Origin of the sequence: Paenibacillus sp. AR247 (genome assembly GCF_002968895.1) — a bacterium.
GTDB lineage: Bacteria > Bacillota > Bacilli > Paenibacillales > Paenibacillaceae > Paenibacillus_AQ > Paenibacillus_AQ favisporus.
In genome coordinates this window covers 294,957-313,175 of the sequence record NZ_PCZT01000002.1, presented here as the reverse complement: position 1 = coordinate 313,175, position 18,219 = coordinate 294,957, and the positions used below count along the sequence as shown (strand labels likewise).

Sequence of the window (18,219 nt, the reverse complement as noted above, 5' to 3'; positions counted from 1 at the left end):
GGTGCCGCGCCGGCCGACGCCCCGGCGCGCAGGAGCAGGGCGGCGGCGGCACCCGCCCCGGCCGAAGGGAACAAGCGCGCGCCCCACAACGGCGGAGCAGCGCGTCTTCGTCAAGATTACGCCGGAAGCGGAGAACCCGGACCTGCTTGCCAGGCTGAAGCAGCTGCTTCAGGAGCATCCGGGTCCGGTGGCTACGGTGCTCTTTTATGAGCAAAGCCAAAAGCTCCTTGCGCTCAGCGACAACTATCGGATCAAACCGTCGCCCGGATTTTTCGAAATGATCGAAAACATGCTCGGCAAAGGGACGGTCCGGATTAAATAGAAGCACGGATCAAAGGGCGGCTGGCAGAGGCCGCCGGCAACAGTTCAATAGTTCAATGACCCTCCGGACTTCTGCGGAAATGACACAGATTTTACGAACGTTTCCCGAGCCTCCCGCATACACTTAGGAACACCTAGGGACAACATTATCATGTGCCGCCCGGCTGCCTTGGGCAGACGCATCTTTTCGAAAGACCCGGGGGCGGGCGTGCCGTGCGGGAGGAATAAACATGTCATATGATGCAGCGATTGCCATGCTGAGCCGCAGGGGAGTCAAAGTCGGGGACATTGCCGATATCGTGTATAAACTGCAAATCCCGTACCATCCGGAACTGGAGATCGACGAATGCGTGGAGAGCGTGAACGCCGTCCTCGGCAAAAGGGAAGTACAGTACACGCTGATGACCGGGATGGCGCTTGACGAACTGGCGGAGAAAAAGCTTCTTCCCGAGCCTTTGCAGGCGATCATGGAGGCGGACGAACCGCTGTACGGAGTGGACGAGACGTTGGCGCTCGGCATTACGAGCGTGTACGGCATGATCGGACTGACAAGTTTTGGTTTTTTGGATAAAGAAAAAATCGGTATTATCGATACCCTGAACAATAAAAAGGACGAGATCCACGTTTTTCTCGATGATCTGGTCGCCGGGCTCGCCGCCGCGGCATCCGCGAGGATCGCCCACCGGTACAAGGGAGCCAAGCAGTATCCGTCCGCTTCCGGAAATTCCGGGTTGTAACGCCCGAAGGCCTTGAACGAACCCTCTGATCGGCCTGCCCGCGTCCCATCACTTTGTTGCGGGAAAAAACGGAGTTATGTTATCATTACTCTATTATACGTGCTCAGAACATGAGATTAGGGGGTTCTGCAAGGAATGTGGACGGTCATCTATATCGCACCTACCGCCAAGGTAGCGGAAATGATCACGACCAAATTAACGGAAGAGGGATTTTTGGTTAAAAGCCGTCCGATCAATTTATCCAAGCAGCAGTTCGAGATTTTGGTTCCCTCTGGTGAGCTGGAGGAAGTCCAGGAAGTGCTTAATTCCATTTTGCATCCTTAATTTTAAGGAAACAAAGTGACGTTTATAGAGGCAGAGTGAAGAGCGGCTGGGCAAATTAACGGCTGAGAGGTGTAGTTGTGTTTAAAGACTTGTTCCAGAAAAAAGAAAATACGCGACCATTCCTTCAGAGCGTGTAGGAAGAGGCAGCGAACCGGGTGAAGAAAGACCCCGCCGGGAAATTCCCGAAGGCCTGATGAATAAATGTCCGAAATGCGGCACCATTCAATACAGCAAAGAGCTGGAGAAGAATCTGAAGGTTTGCCCCAACTGTGGACACCATATGCGTCTGAATGCGTTGGAACGGATCCAAATGACGCTGGACGATGCAGGATTTGAAGAGTTCGACAGCGGTATGGTATCGGTCGATCCGCTCCAATTTCCGGGATATGCCAACAAGCTGGAGCAGCAGGCGCTCAAGTCGGGTCTGCGCGAAGCGGTTATTACCGGACAAGGCACCATTGAAGGACTCCCGGTTGTCGTCGCTGTCATGAGCTTCGATTTCTTTACGGGAAGCATGGGTTCGGTCGTCGGCGAGAAAATTACCCGGGCGATCGAAATTGCGACCGAAAGGGATCTCCCGCTCATTATTTTCTCGACCTCCGGCGGAGCGCGTATGCAGGAAAGTATTCTGAGTTTGATGCAAATGGCGAAGACAAGCGCTGCTTTGTCTCGATTTAACGAAAAAGGCGGCCTTTACATTTCGGTCATTACCGATCCGACGACAGGCGGGGTTTCGGCCAGCTTTGCTACGCTCGGCGATATTAACATCGCGGAGCCGGGGGCTGTGTTCGGCTTTGCCGGACGGATCGTTATCGAGCAGACCATCCGCCAGAAGCTCCCGGATGATTTCCAGACGGCGGAGTTCAATTTGGCGCACGGACAGCTGGATTTGGTCGTCCACCGGAAAGAGCTGCGCCAAATGCTGTACAAGCTGATCGAGATGCATACCGTGAAAGGGGGATATTAAGTGGCAGGAGAATTGCCTTTTGAAAAGCCCCTTGTGGAAATGCGGCAGAAGATCAATGAGCTGAAGCAGTTCGGAGCGGACAAGGGTATTGATTTTAGCGACGAGATTGCGAGATTGGAAGAAAGATACGCCCAGTTGGAAGAAGAGGTGTATTCAAATATTACGGCCGCCCAGAAAATGCATTTGGCCCGGCATCATCAGCGTCCCACTTCGCTCGATTTGATCCAGCTGATAGGATACGAAGGACAACATTGCCCGTTTCTTCGGCAGCGCGCATCCGGAAGGCTTTCGCAAAGCGCTGCGGCTGATGCATCAGGCGGACAAATTTAAACGCCCGATTATCACTTTTATTGATACAAAAGGTGCGTATCCGGGTAATACAGCAGAAGAGAGGGGACAATCCGAGGCAATCGCCCGCAATTTACGGGAGATGGCCGCGCTGGGTGTTCCTGTTATTTGTGTGGTCATCGGCGAAGGTGGAAGCGGCGGTGCTCTTGCGATGGCCGTCGGCAACCGTGTGCTGATGCTGGAGCATGCGATCTATTCGGCGATTTCGCCAAACGGAGCGGCTTCGATCCTCTGGAAGGACGCGTCCAAAGCGGATCAGGCGGCCGAGGCCATGAAGATTACGGCCAAAGACCTGCTTGAATTCGAAGTGATCGAAGAGATCGTGCCAGAGCCGAAAGGCGGAGCGCACCGGGACTACGAAGCGACGGCTGCTGCCATTAAGGACAGCCTGGTACGCCATCTGGGCGAACTGTCGGGACTCGACAGCGCCGCCTTGAAGGAAGACCGGTATCAGAAGTTCCGCAAGATCGGCAAGTTTGCCTATGAACAATCTTCGCATGTCGGTGTGATAGATTAGTTCTATCTGGGCAATGATGTATTATGACAAACTTTCAAACTTCCTATACAAAACTTTCGTTTTGTAGTAAATTTAATCTTTGGATAAAGATATGTAGGGTAGAGAGACTTAAAAGAATAAAACGGAGGAAACCCAAATGCGTAAAACAAAAATCGTATGTACCATCGGTCCTTCCAGTGAATCGTTGGAAAACACCAAAAAATTGATTATGGCCGGCATGAACGTTGCCCGTTTGAACTTCTCGCACGGCGATTTCGAGGAGCATGGACGCCGGATCAACAACATCCGCGAAGCCTGCCGCGAGCTTAACAAAACCGTTGCCATCCTGCTTGACACCAAGGGACCGGAAATCCGCACAGGCAAGCTTGCCGTGGAGCCGATCGAGCTGGTACAGGATGAGTACATCACGCTGACGACCGAAGAAATTCTGGGTGACAAAGACCGGATTTCGATCACGTACAAAGATCTTCCTAGTGATGTGCAGCCGGGTTCGACGATCCTGATCGATGACGGATTGATCGGCCTGACGGTTGTGGAAGTCGAGGGCACTGAAATTAAATGCCGTATTGTCAATGGCGGTACGATCAAGAGCAAAAAAGGCGTGAACGTACCGGGTGTGGCGATTTCTCTGCCGGGCATCACAGAGAAAGACGCGAACGATATCGTATTCGGGATCGAACAGGGCATCGATTTTATCGCAGCTTCCTTCGTACGCAAAGCAAGTGACGTTCAAGAAATCCGCGAGCTGCTCGCCAAGCACAACGCAGAGCACATCCAGATCATTTCCAAGATCGAGAACCAGCAAGGCGTGGACAACCTCGATGAAATTTTGGAAGCGTCCGACGGTCTGATGGTTGCCCGCGGAGACCTCGGCGTGGAAATTCCGGCTGAAGAAGTACCGCTGGTGCAAAAGCGCATGATCGAAAAGTGTAATGTTGCCGGCAAACCGGTCATTACGGCGACGCAAATGCTGGATTCCATGCAGCGCAACCCGCGTCCGACACGCGCCGAAGCGAGTGACGTAGCGAACGCGATCTTCGACGGCACGGATGCAATCATGCTGTCCGGGGAAACGGCTGCCGGTAAATATCCGGTGGAATCCGTTCTGACGATGTCCCGCATCGCCGAGAAGGCTGAATCCGCGCTGAACTACCGCGAAATTTTCCTGAAGCAGCGGATTGCCCAGGAAACGACAATTACCGAAGCGATCAGCCAATCGGTGGCGATTTCCGCACTCGATCTGAACGCCAAGGCGATCATTTCTTCGACGGAATCCGGCCATACGGCACGCATGGTATCCAAGTACCGTCCGGAAGCACCGATCATCGCAGTGACTACGCAGGAGCGCACGCTGCGCCGTCTGGCTCTGACTTGGGGCGTTACGCCGGTCCCCGGCAAGACCGCTACATCGACGGATGAAATGTTCGAGAACTCCTTGAAGGGCGGCCTGGAGTCCGGTCTCGTAAAACCGGGCGATTTGGTTGTTATTACTGCAGGGGTTCCGCTGGGACAATCCGGTTCGACGAACCTGGTGAAAGTCAGTCAAATTCCAAACGAATAAGAGGACTGCGGCGCAGACCGCCGCGAGCCTACCGATAGATCCATTTCATAGAAAAGCCTGTCAGGATTCACTCCTGTCAGGCTTTTTTGCTAATACCGGGCAAATTTCAGAAGCAGGCATCCCTTATGTTATACTAAATTGAAGGACATTAATTACAGCAAGAAAGGGAACAGTGGAGGATGGGAAAAGATAACGGCATTCAGCTCAGCCGCTGGTTTACGACGTCACTCCGGGTACGCTATCAGGAAAGCGACAAAATGGCTGTCGTCTACCATGCGAATTATTTAAACTGGTTTGAAATCGGCCGAACCGAAATGATCCGCGAATTGGGCATAACTTACCGCAGTATGGAGGATGAGGGCTTGTTTCTGCCCGTCACGGAGCTTGACATGAAGTTTGTGCAGCCGGCGCGCTATGACGACATGATTACCATTTTTACGAGAATGACGCGGTTCACCAAACTGCGGATTGACTATATCTATGAAATCCGAAGACTATCCGAACAGGAGCAGGCAACGTTTGCCGGCAGCGGGTATAAGATCGGCGAAGAACTGCCTGGAGAAGTGCTCGTCACGGGTTCGACGCAGCATGTGTGGCTGAACCGGGACTGGCAGCCCGTAAGGCTCGACAAGCACTCGCCTGCGCTGTATACGGCCCTGTCCAAGTCGATTACAGGAGGAGAAGCATGACCGCGTTCAGAAAATGGCTGCTGGCCCTGATCATTATCGTTCCGGTGGTCGAAATATTCGGCTTCGAATGGGTGGCCACCCGGGTAGGAGCGGCCAATACGCTGCTGCTGACCATCGTCACCTCCGGAATCGGCATGCTGATGATGCGCTTTGAGGGGCGCAAGGTGCTGGAGGATTCGCGGGCCAAAATGAATTCGGGCCAGGTTCCCGGCCGGAGCATGGTGGATGGCTTATGCGTGTTTATCGGAGGGATGCTGCTTGTCCTCCCCGGCTTTGTAACGGACCTGATCGGGTTTACGATGGTATTTCCGCTGACTCGGCCCTTGTACCGTTATGTCATTTTGAAGTGGATCGAGCGGAAGATGAAAGACGGAAACATTAAGATTTACCGCCGTTAGCGGAAGGAAGAGCCTACCTGATAAAAAATTGTTTATTTGGCTGATAAAACAATTTGATGTTTACTGTCACCTTGTAATTGTTCACATAGACGTCAAAATACTTTATGATAATATATGGTTCCATTACTTGGCGATTGGTGTCAGGTAGAGTAGCGGACAACGGTTTTGCGGGATCCGAACAGGAGAGTACAGCCCGCCCGGTTCCGCGTTAACGGCATTATGGCACGGCCTGTCTGCTGTGGATTGCGTCGATGGACGTTTTTCTTTTCAGTAAAATGTAACTGTTTTCACGGTTCATGCATGTTGTTAAAATTCCGTTATACGAAGGAGAGATGTACGATGACAGCTACCAAAGGTCTGGAAGGAATTGTTGCCGCAGCTTCTTCCATCAGCTCGATTGTCGACGGTGTGCTCACATACCGTGGTTATAACATTGATGACCTGGCAGCGAACGCGAGCTTCGAAGAAGTGGCTTTCCTGCTCTGGTTCGGAAAACTGCCGAATCAGGACGAATTGAGTCGTCTTCAGCAGGACCTCAGCGACTATGCCGCAATTCCGGATGCTTTGATCGAACAAATGAAATTGTACCCTAAAGATATGAGCACGATGGCAGCTCTCCGTTCCGCCGTATCAGCCCTGGCGCTGTACGATGCGGAAGCCGACGATATGAGCCGTGAAGCCAATGAGCGCAAGGCGATCCGTCTTCAGGCGCAGCTCCCTACGATTATTGCGGCCATGGCCCGCCTCCGCAAAGGCCAGGAGCCTGTCGCACCGAAAGCAGGCTTGTCGGTTGCCGAAAACTTCCTGTATATGCTCAGAGGTGAAACGCCTGAGGAGACTTCGGTGAAGGCTCTCGACCAGGCGCTCGTGCTGCATGCCGACCATGAGCTGAACGCTTCGACGTTTGCTGCGCGCGTAACGGTGGCGACGCTTTCGGACATCTACTCCGGCGTTACATCGGCGATCGGCGCATTGAAAGGCCCACTGCACGGCGGTGCCAACGAAGCGGTCATGAAGATGCTGAACGAAATCGGAAGCATCGACAAAGTTGAGCCATACATTCAAGAGAAGCTCGACAATAAAGACAAAATTATGGGCTTTGGCCACCGCGTATACAAAAACGGGGATCCCCGCGCCAAGCATCTGCAGAAGATGTCCCGCGAGCTGGGTGAAATGAAAGGGGATACAAGCCTGTACGAAATGTCCGTCAAAGTGGAGGACATCGTGACCGGCCAGAAAGGACTGAAGCCGAATGTGGACTTCTACTCCGCTTCCGTATATACTCAGCTTGGCATCGAGCAGGAGCTCTTCACGCCGATCTTTGCGATTAGCCGCGTGTCGGGATGGACGGCGCACATTCTGGAACAATATGAAAACAACCGCATCATCCGTCCGCGTGCCGAATATGTCGGCCAAACGGATCAAAAATATGTTCCGATTGAGCAGCGTTCTTAAGGTATAATAGGAAAAGGGGGAACACCGTGAACGATCAACCCGGGCACGGGCGGTTCCCTCTGGCTTTGTGCTTGTCCCGGCAGAAATCTGATGACCGACGAAAACTATAAGGAGGAATTTATTCATGAAACTCGAGAAATTTGCACTCCCTACCGAAGGTGAAAAGATTGAAATAACGAACGGCAAGCTGCAGGTTCCGAACAATCCAGTTATTCCGTTCATCGAAGGCGACGGCACCGGCCGCGATATTTGGAGAGCTTCCAAGCGCGTTCTGGATGCGGCTGTTGAGAAAGCTTATAACGGCGAGAAAAAAATCGCCTGGTATGAAGTATTTGCCGGTGAAAAAGCCTACAATACATACGGGGAGTGGCTGCCGAACGATACGCTCGAAGCTATCCGCGAGTACATTGTAGCAATCAAGGGACCTTTGACTACGCCGATCGGCGGCGGTATCCGCTCCCTGAACGTAGCCCTGCGCCAAGAGCTCGACCTGTACGTCTGCCTGCGTCCTGTGCGCTACTTCAACGGCGTGCCATCTCCGGTTAAGCATCCTGAGCTGGTCGACATGGTCATCTTCCGCGAGAATACGGAAGACATCTATGCAGGTATCGAGTACAAGGAAGGCTCGGAGGAAGTGAAGAAGGTCATCAAATTCCTCCAGGAAGAAATGGGCGTTAACAAAATCCGTTTCCCTGAAACTTCCGGTATCGGAATCAAGCCGGTATCTTCCGAAGGCTCCAAGCGCCTCGTTCGCGCTGCAGTAGAATACGCCATCAAGCACGGCCGTAAGAGCGTGACGCTCGTTCACAAAGGCAACATCATGAAATTCACAGAAGGTGCCTTCAAGAACTGGGGATACGAAGTGGCTGAACAGGAGTTTGGCGATAAAGTGTTCACTTGGGCACAATATGACATCATCAAGGAAAAAGACGGCGTAGACGCTGCGAATGCCGCTCAAAAAGCCGCTGAAGCCGAAGGCAAAATCATCATCAAGGATGCGATTGCCGACATCGCTCTCCAGCAAGTGCTGACTCGTCCGACGGACTTCGACGTGATTGCAACCCTGAACCTGAACGGTGACTATCTGTCCGACGCCCTTGCTGCTCAAATCGGCGGTATCGGTATCGCGCCAGGAGCGAACATCAACTATGTGACTGGACACGCGATCTTTGAAGCAACGCACGGAACAGCTCCGAAATACGCGGACAAAGACGTCGTGAACCCGGGTTCGGTTATCTTGTCCGGCGTTATGCTGCTTGAGCACCTGGGATGGCAGGAAGCGGCTGATCTGATCTACAAAGGCATGGAAACGTCGATTAACAATAAGACGGTAACTTACGATTTCGCCCGTCTGATGGAAGGCGCGACGGAAGTCAAATGCTCCGAGTTTGCTGACGAAGTTATCAAAAACATGTAGGGGAGAGATCCGATCATGGCCTTGACTCGTAAAAAGATTACCGTTGTGGGTGCCGGTTTTACCGGTGCCACGACGGCGCTGATGCTCGCGCAAAAGGAACTTGGCAACGTGGTGCTGCTGGATATTCCTCAACTGGAGAACCCAACCAAGGGCAAGGCGCTGGACATGCTGGAAGCGAGTCCTGTTCAAGGCTTTGACAGTCAGATCATCGGTACCTCGAATTACGATGATGCGGCTGGCTCCGACATCGTGATCATTACGGCCGGCGTCGCCCGCAAACCGGGCATGAGCCGTGACGACCTCGTGAACACCAATGCAGGCATCGTTAAATCGGTCTGCGACAACGTAAAACGCGTAGCGCCGGAATCCATCGTGATCATCTTGAGCAATCCGGTCGACGCTATGACGCATGTCGCTTACAAGACGCTCGGTTTCCCTAAAAACCGCGTGATCGGCCAATCCGGCGTCCTTGATACGGCCCGCTACTGCACGTTCATCGCGCAGGAGCTGAACGTCTCCGTCGAGGATGTGCGCGGATTTGTGCTTGGCGGCCATGGCGACGACATGGTGCCTCTTGTGCGGTATTCCAGCGTCGGCGGTATTCCGATCGACACGCTGATATCGCCGGAGCGCATTCAGGAAATTGTGCAGCGCACCCGCGTCGGCGGCGGCGAAATCGTCAACCTGCTCGGCAACGGCAGTGCGTATTACGCCCCGGCGGCCTCATTGGTGCAAATGGCGGAAGCCATCCTCAAGGACAAGAAACGAATTATTCCGGTCATCGCGCGCCTTGACGGCGAATACGGCTACCATGACATTTTCCTAGGCGTACCGACAATTCTAGGCGGCAGCGGCATCGAGAAGATTTTCGAGCTGGAGCTGACGGCCGAAGAAAAAGCGGCGCTGGATCAATCGGCCGATTCCGTCCGCAATGTCATCGCTGTAGTGAATGTATAAGCGGGACCATTCGTGTCCAAACTTTGAACAAGAAAACCTCTAATGTGTGACAACCATGGAGGTTTTCTTTTCTTTTCAAAGGTTTATAAGTATAATGAATGTTATGGAAACACAAGCACGCGGGGAGGAAATGGAATGACCACTGTGATGTTTTTCGTACATATTTTGGGAGCGTTGTCTCTCGGATTCTATCTGGTTCTGCCATTCGTTGTAGGTAAAGTGGCCGGTTTGTCACTCCCTGCTCAGGAAGGCAGCGCGGCAGCCATCCGCAGCCTCAATACGTTTGCTCAGGTAGGCCTTGTGATCCAGCTGCTGACAGGCGGCTATCTGATGAGCCAAGGCGACTATTCCGTGCCGTGGATGATCATTATTGTCATCCTGCTGCTGGCGCTTGGCGCAATCAGCGGAATCATGGGCAAGCCGCTCCGTCTGGCGATCAAGGGCATTCAGGAAAAAAGGGATATTTCCGTAGAAATGGGGAAAATCCGTACGCTCAGCGCCCTGCTGGCGATCTGCCTGTTGATCATGACCTTCTTCATGGTCTACAACCACATTATTTAAGCTATAAGGTATCTATCGTTTGGAAGATGACTCCGCATTGCGGGGTCATCTTTTTTTGTCAATAATGATCCATGGGCTGCTTTTTCTTGATGGAGAGCGGTCTTCTTCTGTTTAACTCCGGGAGCGATGTGGTAAGTATCAACGGTAGAGAATAATCCATCCGTCATATGCCATCCTAATACGGAATGTGATGGCATGTGCACCGATGAAACCCATCCGTGAAAGGAGAATGAATGATGTCAGGAAATTCGCAATCGCAATCTAAACAAACTCTGCCTCCTCAGCATCAGAATCATCAGCCGGGGACGGAATCGGAAATGAACCCTCTACCGAAATACGAGCCCAAGGATTACAAAGCCGCGGGCAAGCTGCAGGGCAAAAAGGCGATCATCACCGGCGGCGACAGCGGGATCGGCCGTGCGGTGGCCGTAGCTTTCGCCAAAGAAGGTGCCGATATCGCGATCGTATACCTGAATGAGCACGGGGACGCCGAAGAAACGAAGCGCCAGATCGAGCAGGAAGGACGCAAATGCCTGCTGATCCCTGGCGATATTGGAGACGAGTCCTTCTGCAAAAACGCCGTCAACCAGTCGGTACAGGAGCTTGGCGGACTGGATATTCTAATCAACAACGCGGCGGAGCAGCATCCGCAGCAGAAAATTGAGGACATTACGAAGGAGCAGCTCGAAAAGACGTTCCGTACGAACATTTTCGGCATGTTCTTTATGACCAAGATGGCGATGCCGTATCTGAAGAATGGCAGCGCGATCGTCAACACGGCCTCTATTACGGCCTATAAAGGCAACCCGACGCTGATCGATTACTCCTCGACGAAGGGCGCAATCGTCAGCTTCACGCGCGCGCTGTCCATGAACGTGGTGGAGAAGGGCATCCGCGTGAACGCGGTCGCTCCGGGCCCGATCTGGACCCCGCTCATTCCGTCCACGTTCGACGCCCAGCAGGTGAGCCAGTTTGGCGCGTCGCAGCCGATGAAGCGTCCGGGTCAGCCGGAAGAGCTGGCGCCGGCCTATGTCTATCTGGCGTCGGATGACTCGTCCTATGTCAGCGGACAGGTGATCCACGTGAACGGCGGCGAAGTCGTAAACGGCTAAGCCGAGCGGAACGTTAAAAAAGGGTAGCGATGCCTTAAAACGTCTGGCAGCCGCAGCCCATATTTGGATCGGTTGTTATCCATAGGGATGGACTTCAAGCATCCCTTGAATAAAAGGTTGTACCCGGAAGAAGGAACCCGGGTACAACCTTTTTTGGTGGTGGCGCCAGGGGGCCGCTTCATTCCAGACTGCCGCCGTGATTTCCATCGTCGGCATTGTCGGCTAGATTACTGCCGCTCTCATCGTCGGCGGACAGCTCATCCAGCGACATTTCGAAGCTCGGCGCCATATTTTCCAGGAAATAATCCGCCTCGGCGAGCTTCATCTGGCGGATCTTCGCCAGTGTTTGCTCCTTGGCGGCGGCGAATTCCCGGTTGCCTGCGGCAACCTCGCGCGTGCACTTCAGGTACGCGTCCAGCCGGTCGGCGGCTTTGACATAGAGCAGCAGCTCGGACTCCTGTTCATCCACCGTATCCGGATGAAGGAGGGGGCCGTAAACCGCCTGCAGCTCCGGAGGCACCATGCCGGCGAGGCGCTCCGCGGCGATCTGCTCCATTTCGCGAAAGCTTCCGAGGAGCCGCGGGTTGTTATGCTTCACCGGCGTGGCGATGTCGCCGGTGAACACCTCCGCCGCGTCGTGAAACAAGGCGAGAGACGCGGCACGGTCCGCGTTGAGCTGGCGCCCGAAGAAGACGTTGCCGATATGGCAGAGCATATGTGCGAGCAGAGCGACGTGATACGAGTGCTCCGCCACATTTTCCGGCGAGGTGCTGCGCATCAGGCTCCAGCGCTGGATATACTGCAGACGGTACATGTATGCGGAAAAATGATAGTTCAACGTTCGGTTCTCCTTTCGAAGCTGGATAGATTGAACCTAAAGTTTGCATTGTTTCTTTAGTTCATTCTATCTGGATAGATTGAACCTAAAGTTTAGCATTGAAATTCCTGTTAAAAGCCCATCAGAGGCCTATAAATTCATTTCTTCAGTTCAATCTATCTGGATAAATATATTATATCCGGGAAGATGTGCCCCGGAACAGGGCTGTCCATTTTCCACTGGTCAAAGGGCGGAATTCACGTTAGGATTAGGAATAGAAAAAGAGGAAACTTGAGGATAAAGGAAGGGACCCATGAAACCTTTTCGGATCAGATTGACGCTGATTCTTATGGTAATGATCGGCGTATCCATGCTCGGGGCAGGCATCACGATGGCCCAGGTATTCAAGAAATCGCATATTACGGGACTTGAAGAGAATATGGTCCGCGAAATAAAGCTGCTCAGCACCACGTTTGACTTCATACCGATGCAGGGGGCGGATGCGGTCGGCTATTATACCGGCGAAGCCGGGAAGCTCGGCAAGCTGACGGAAGCGCGGGTGACCTTTATTAAAAGGGACGGCACCGTGGTCGGCGATTCGGAGAGCAATCCGCTGGAAATGGACAACCACAGCAAGCGTGAGGAGGTTGTGACGGCTTCGAAAGAAGGGGTGGGGCACGCCATCCGTTACAGCGACACGCTCCGTCAGAATATGCTGTATGTGGCGGTGCCGGTGACTTCCGGCGCGAATTTTGACGGCTTCATCCGGCTGTCGGTCAGCCTGAAATCCGTCGATGAGGGCGTCCGGAACGGCTGGATGGTCATGGCCGTCGGCCTTGTGATCCTGTTTGCCGCGGCTGCCTTGATCAGCTACCGTATCGCATCCGGGATGACGTCGCCGCTGGAGAAGATCACCCGGGTGGCCAGACGCATTTCGCAGCAGGATTACGACGCCCGCGTGGATCTGCGCAGAAAGGACGAAATCGGCCTTCTGGGCAAGGCGATCAACGGGATGGCCGACAGCCTGCAGACACAGCTGAAAACGATCCAGGACAATGAGGATCTGCTGCAGAGCGTGCTCGACAATATGACCGGAGGCATTCTGCTTGTGGATGCCGAAGGGAAGATCGCGCTGGTGAATCCGGCCGCCGAGAATATGCTGAGCGTGAGTGCCCAACACATTACCGGCCGCTCTTATGATGAGCTGAAGCAGTACTACGAACTGACGAAGCTGATCAAGGAAGGGATCTCCGAGCGCATCGAAATCCACGAGGAGCGGAAGGTCTACATTCCGCAGGAAACGATCCTCCGCATGGACGGGGTCCCGATGTTCCGGGAGCAGAGCGGCAAAGAGTTCAGCGGCATGCTGTTTCTGCTGCAGGACGTTACGGCGATCCGCAGGCTGGAGAATATGCGCAGCGAGTTTGTGGCCAATGTGTCCCATGAGCTCAAGACACCGGTGGCAGCGGTCAAGGGCTTTGCCGAAACCCTGCTGAACGGCGGCGTCCATGACGAGAAAACAGCCAAGTCGTTTTTACAGATCATTTTCGATGAAAGCGAACGGCTGAACCGTCTGATCAGCGATATATTGGATTTGTCCAAAATCGAATCCAAGCAGTCGCCGATGGATTACGCTCCCGTCGACGTGTCCACGTTTTTTGGGACGATGATGGAGACGCTCGGCACGGTCGCCAGGAAAAAAGGATCACGCTGCAGACGGACATTCCGGATGAATTGTTTATCGAAGCAGATGAGGACAAGCTGCGGCAGATTTTTATCAATCTGCTCTCGAACGCGATCAGCTATACCCAGGATGGCGGCAGAGTCGAGCTGTCCGTGCGCGATCAGCAGGACGCCGACGGAAACGATCAAGTCGTATTCGCCGTTTCCGATACCGGCATCGGCATTCCGAAGAAGGACCTGCCGCGGATCTTCGAACGCTTTTACCGGGTGGATAAGGCAAGATCGAGAAGCTCGGGAGGGACCGGGCTGGGGCTTTCGATCGTGAAGCATCTGGTTGAACTTCATCACGGGGCGATTTCCGTGGAAAGCGAGCTCGGCATCGGCACCACGTTTACCGTTAAGCTTCCGATGCTTCAGGAGCAGGACGGTGCGTAAAAGGGGGAAATGGAATATTCCCCCTTTTCGTTAGAGACAATAGGCTTATCTTTTCGAAAAAGGTAAACATCATGTATTCTTTTACACAGCGTTAACAATCAGATGATAAGATGTTGCTTGTCAGCATTCATTCATTTGATACAAGAAACAGGGGGACCGGTGAATATGACTCAACGATTGTTGGTAATAGAGGATGAGCCGACGCTCGCCAGATTGCTTTCGTACAACTTGACGCAGGAAGGCTACGATGTCACGATTGAAGACCACGGCACGTCCGGGTACGAGCGGGCCGCCCATGAGCCTTACGACCTCATTATTTTGGATTTGATGCTGCCGGGAATGAATGGATTTGACATTTTGAGCAAACTCCGCAGCAAGGGAATGGAGACGCCGGTGATTATTTTGACGGCCAAAAACGCAGAGGAAGAGGTCGTGCAGGGCCTTAAGCTGGGCGCCGACGACTACATTACGAAACCGTTCGGGGTTTCGGAGCTGCTGGCGCGCGTAAGCACCGTGCTTCGCAGAGTGTCCGGTCCCGGAGAGGAATCGGCGGCCGTTCCGGAATCGCCTACCTCGGCCATCACACTCGGACAGCTGGAGATTTATCCGGAGAAATACGAGGTGATGCTGGGCAGTACCAGCATTAATCTGCGGCCGAAGGAATTTGAAGTGCTGCTGTACCTCGCCCGCAAACCCGGCGTTGTCCTGACCCGGGATGATTTGATGAACGCGGTATGGGGCTTTGATTACATCGGGGGTCAGCGGACGGTGGATGTGCATGTCAGCTCCCTGCGCAAGAAGCTGGAGCTTGATCCCGAATCCGTTCATATTGATTCCATCCGCGGCGTTGGCTATAAGCTGGTCGTCAATAAAAAAAGAAGCTCTCATCCTGTGGAATAAGGAGAGAGCTTCTTTTTTTGCTTGCATTAGACCTAAGGAACTAGTTCTTTGATCATAGGTTTACATACAATTTACATTGTCCGCATATTCTCTTAACGCTCGGGAGGTATGATGCGGCTAAAGACTAGAGAGCCGAAGAGGGGGAGGGCCATATTGTCCACACTGTACGCCGATCTGGAACAAAGCATTCGTGCAAATGGAAACCCAGCTCAAGAAGGTAACACCTCCGCACAAGGCCATACTGAAGCCAACACGCAACAGGGAGGGGATTCCGGGGATCGCCCCACGCCGGCGGAATACTGCCGGATGGTTCCGCTGCTGGACGCCCAGACGAGCTGCCGCGAAGTTCTGGAGCTGATCAAGGAGCAGCCGGATCTTCCCTGCGTGGTCATCGGAGGGAAAGAGGGCGAGCCGTTTGGGCTGGTCATGCGGGACACCTTTTATCGGAAGCTGACCGGCCGGTTCGGCGCCGATCTGTATTTTGGCCGTCCGGTAGAGAAATTTGCGGATATGCAGCCCCTGATCGCCGCTGGGCAGGCGTGTTGACGGTCCTGGATTTGATGATTATGTCGGGCCTGCTTCAGACGGGGGCTGAGCAGCGGCGCAGGCAGACGGTAGCGGAGAGCTTCAGGCATGTCACCGGCATGGAGGAATCGCTGCAGCAGGTAGCGGAGGCGGCGAACGCCACGCTGATGGAATGCCGCCAGATGAAGGAATGGTCGCTGAACGGACGCAGCAAGCTGGATGAGGTCAGCCAGTCCTATTCCAATGTGGTGGAACGGATGAACGAGAATCAGCAGCAGGTGGCCCGGCTGATCCAGGATGTCGACACGATCTCGGCATTAACCCGGACCATTTCGGAGCTGGCGGATAAAAGCAATCTGCTGGCCATGAACGCAACGATCGAGGCGGCGCATGCCGGTGAGCACGGACGCGGCTTTCAGGTCGTCGCTGCTGAAGTCAGGTCGCTCTCAGGACAGACGCGGCAGCTGGCGGCGGATATTTCCGGACTGCTCGGAAGCATCAGCCGGCTGGCGAAGGAAACGGGGGCTTTAACCACGGCCGGAGTGGGCGAGATCACAGCCAGCGCGGAGCTGCTAGGTGAAGGAAGCCGGATGTTCGGTGAGCTGGAAAAGGCGGTCGAGCACGTGGCGGGGACCGGTGAAACCGTGAACCGGTTGGCGGGAGATACGGCCATGCGGGCCGCCGTCATCAGGCAGGAACTGGAAAAAGGGAGTTCTTTTGCTTAATATTGGATCTGCTAGTTTACACATTTTACACTGCGTTTACAATTGTGGGACACAGCATTTACATAACGGCATTACTATAGATAGGTGCCATATAGATGAACTGAACTTCATAGACCCTTTTTGAAAAAAGGAGAAGCGATTGTAAATGGAAGATATTATCGATATTGAGCAGTTGAATTTGTACTACGAGCAGTTTCATGCGCTTAAAAATATAGACCTGGACATTCCCGAGAAAACGATCACTGCCTTTATCGGCCCTTCCGGATGCGGCAAGTCGACCCTGCTGCGGACGCTGAACCGGATGAATGACATGATCACAGGCACGCATATCGAAGGCTCCGTCAAGATCGGCGGCAAAGATATTTACGGCAATGACGTGCACGTGGAAGCTCTTCGCAAGCAGGTGGGCATGGTGTTCCAGCAGCCGAATCCGTTCCCCAAATCGATTTACGACAATATTGCCTACGGCCCCCGTCTGCATGGCACGCGCGATAAGAAGGTGCTCGACGAAATTGTGGAGCAGAGCCTGCGCCAGGCCGCGCTGTGGGAAGAGGTCAAGGATTACTTGAAGCGTTCGGCCCTCAGCCTCTCGGGCGGACAGCAGCAGCGTTTGTGCATTGCCAGAGCTTTGGCGGTTCAGCCGGACATTCTTCTGATGGATGAGGCGACCTCTGCGCTCGATCCGATTTCGACACTAAAGATTGAGGAATTGGTACAGGAGCTCAAGGAGACCTATACCATCGTTATGGTTACTCACAATATGCATCAAGCTGCCCGGATTTCCGGCCGCACGGTATTTTTCCTGAACGGGGAAGTCGTCGAAGCCGACGATACCAAGGAGTTGTTCACCAACCCACGGGACTCCCGTACCGAAGATTATATTTCCGGGCGTTTCGGGTAACCGGCAGCAAGATGAGCATTAAATATATCCTAGGGGGAACAGGGCAGCGATGATTCGGAGAAAGNGTTGGATCAGGATTTAGAGGTACTGCGCACGTTGCTTCGCCAGATGGGCGCGCATGTGGTTCATGCTTTGGAAGAGGCGGTTGTCAGCCTGAAAACGCTCGATGCGGTGAAGGCACAGCAAATCGTTAAGGATGACGCCAAGCTGAACGCGATGGAAGAGGAGATCATGGACATCGGCTCTCGCCTGATCGTCACCCAGCAGCCGGTAGCCAAGGATCTGCGGAGAATTCTCGTAGCCTTTAAAATTTCGAGCGATCTGGAGCGCATGGGAGACCTTGCCCTTGATGTTGCCAAGGTGACGCTGCGGCTGCAGGGGCAGGAGCTGATCAAGCCGCTGATCGACATTCCGCAAATGGCTGAGCTGGTGCAAGTGATGATCGAGGAGTCTATTACGTCTTACTTGGACGAAAATACCGACCTTGCTTATAAAATGGCCAAGGACGACGATCAGGTGGACCAATTCTACAGCCGGATCATCACGGAATTGTACGGCTATATCGCCTCGAACCCCGAGACGCTGTCACAAGCGATGCTGCTCACACTGGTTGCCCGGTACATCGAGCGGATCGCCGATCACGCCACGAATATCGGGGAGAGCACGGTGTATCTCGTTACCGGCCGGCGTCCTGATTTGAATCAATAACATCATCATACATGAGATCAAGGAGCTGACCCGCACAGGCGGGAAGCTCCTTTTTTGTCGTAAAGGAATTGACAGAAATTACGCTTAGGAGATTTGCGGCAAAACGGCCTAATTTTTTCTCGAAAAGGGGCGCGTATGGTATCATAATGAAGGACGTTTGA

17 protein-coding genes and 3 pseudogenes are annotated in these 18,219 nt (G+C 53.6%); 19 read left to right on the top strand and 1 reads right to left on the bottom strand.

Annotated elements, in window-relative coordinates; translation table 11 throughout:
* The 13 genes and pseudogenes from CPT76_RS36955 to CPT76_RS01885 all read left to right on the top strand — a co-directional run.
* On the top strand, positions 1-322 hold a 322-nt coding region (locus tag CPT76_RS36955; RefSeq protein ID WP_181152654.1), incomplete at its 5' end, for a hypothetical protein.
* Positions 323-551: 229 nt separating this feature from the next.
* Complete coding sequence (locus CPT76_RS01940) at positions 552-1,058, top strand: phosphatidylglycerophosphatase A family protein (protein WP_076170472.1); 507 nt, start codon at positions 552-554, stop codon at positions 1,056-1,058.
* A gap of 135 nt (positions 1,059-1,193) precedes the next feature.
* Entirely contained in the window at positions 1,194-1,382 is a 189-nt protein-coding gene (locus CPT76_RS01935) for a glutamate decarboxylase (protein ID WP_076170471.1), read from the top strand.
* 77 nt (positions 1,383-1,459) lie between these two features.
* Positions 1,460-2,349: pseudogene (accD, locus tag CPT76_RS01930) on the top strand (acetyl-CoA carboxylase, carboxyltransferase subunit beta).
* A pseudogene (locus tag CPT76_RS41805) lies at positions 2,350-3,214 on the top strand (acetyl-CoA carboxylase carboxyltransferase subunit alpha).
* A 136-nt stretch (positions 3,215-3,350) separates the two neighbouring features.
* On the top strand, positions 3,351-4,775 hold the full coding sequence (pyk, locus tag CPT76_RS01920) for a pyruvate kinase (protein ID WP_105441753.1): 1,425 nt from the start codon (positions 3,351-3,353) through the stop codon (positions 4,773-4,775).
* Positions 4,776-4,954: 179 nt separating this feature from the next.
* Positions 4,955-5,464: an acyl-CoA thioesterase gene (locus CPT76_RS01915; RefSeq protein WP_105441752.1), complete on the top strand. Its 510-nt coding sequence runs from the start codon at positions 4,955-4,957 to the stop codon at positions 5,462-5,464.
* Positions 5,461-5,862, top strand: coding sequence for an FxsA family protein (locus CPT76_RS01910; RefSeq protein WP_076170466.1), 402 nt, complete (start codon positions 5,461-5,463; stop codon positions 5,860-5,862). The genes CPT76_RS01915 and CPT76_RS01910 overlap by 4 nt, the downstream gene beginning before the upstream one ends.
* A 339-nt stretch (positions 5,863-6,201) precedes the next feature.
* Positions 6,202-7,317 (top strand): citrate synthase, encoded by a 1,116-nt coding sequence (gene citZ, locus CPT76_RS01905; protein WP_089545820.1) that lies wholly within the window; start codon positions 6,202-6,204, stop codon positions 7,315-7,317.
* A 124-nt stretch (positions 7,318-7,441) separates the two neighbouring features.
* A complete protein-coding gene (icd, locus tag CPT76_RS01900) occupies positions 7,442-8,734 on the top strand; it encodes an NADP-dependent isocitrate dehydrogenase (RefSeq protein WP_076170464.1) in 1,293 nt (430 codons plus the stop codon).
* A 15-nt stretch (positions 8,735-8,749) separates the two neighbouring features.
* Entirely contained in the window at positions 8,750-9,691 is a 942-nt protein-coding gene (gene mdh / locus CPT76_RS01895) for a malate dehydrogenase (protein WP_105441751.1), read from the top strand.
* A gap of 135 nt (positions 9,692-9,826) precedes the next feature.
* On the top strand, positions 9,827-10,252 hold the full coding sequence (locus tag CPT76_RS01890) for a hypothetical protein (RefSeq protein WP_094595712.1): 426 nt from the start codon (positions 9,827-9,829) through the stop codon (positions 10,250-10,252).
* 236 nt (positions 10,253-10,488) lie between these two features.
* Positions 10,489-11,364 (top strand): SDR family oxidoreductase, encoded by an 876-nt coding sequence (locus CPT76_RS01885; RefSeq protein WP_076170461.1) that lies wholly within the window; start codon positions 10,489-10,491, stop codon positions 11,362-11,364.
* 178 nt (positions 11,365-11,542) lie between these two features.
* On the opposite strand, the gene yfbR is transcribed toward CPT76_RS01885, so the two are convergent.
* Positions 11,543-12,202: a 5'-deoxynucleotidase gene (gene yfbR / locus CPT76_RS01880; RefSeq protein ID WP_105441750.1), complete on the bottom strand. Its 660-nt coding sequence runs from the start codon at positions 12,200-12,202 to the stop codon at positions 11,543-11,545.
* Between the two features lie 292 nt (positions 12,203-12,494).
* On the opposite strand from yfbR, the pseudogene pnpS reads away from it, so the two are divergent.
* From pnpS to phoU, 6 genes and pseudogenes are all read left to right on the top strand, one after another.
* A pseudogene (pnpS, locus tag CPT76_RS01875) lies at positions 12,495-14,299 on the top strand (two-component system histidine kinase PnpS).
* Positions 14,300-14,464: 165 nt separating this feature from the next.
* The gene (locus CPT76_RS01870; RefSeq protein ID WP_105441749.1) at positions 14,465-15,199 is read left to right on the top strand and encodes a response regulator transcription factor; all 735 of its coding nucleotides are present in this window, start codon (positions 14,465-14,467) and stop codon (positions 15,197-15,199) included.
* A gap of 153 nt (positions 15,200-15,352) precedes the next feature.
* Complete coding sequence (locus CPT76_RS01865) at positions 15,353-15,745, top strand: CBS domain-containing protein (RefSeq protein ID WP_105441748.1); 393 nt, start codon at positions 15,353-15,355, stop codon at positions 15,743-15,745.
* Positions 15,746-15,765: 20 nt separating this feature from the next.
* Positions 15,766-16,449 carry a methyl-accepting chemotaxis protein gene (locus CPT76_RS01860; RefSeq protein WP_181152653.1) on the top strand — a complete coding sequence of 228 codons (684 nt, stop codon included), beginning with the start codon at positions 15,766-15,768 and terminating at the stop codon, positions 16,447-16,449.
* A gap of 145 nt (positions 16,450-16,594) precedes the next feature.
* Positions 16,595-17,350 (top strand): phosphate ABC transporter ATP-binding protein PstB, encoded by a 756-nt coding sequence (gene pstB, locus CPT76_RS01855; RefSeq protein ID WP_076170457.1) that lies wholly within the window; start codon positions 16,595-16,597, stop codon positions 17,348-17,350.
* A gap of 108 nt (positions 17,351-17,458) precedes the next feature.
* Positions 17,459-18,058 carry a phosphate signaling complex protein PhoU gene (phoU, locus tag CPT76_RS01850; RefSeq protein WP_105441879.1) on the top strand — a complete coding sequence of 200 codons (600 nt, stop codon included), beginning with the start codon at positions 17,459-17,461 and terminating at the stop codon, positions 18,056-18,058.
* Positions 18,059-18,219: the final 161 nt, after the last annotated feature.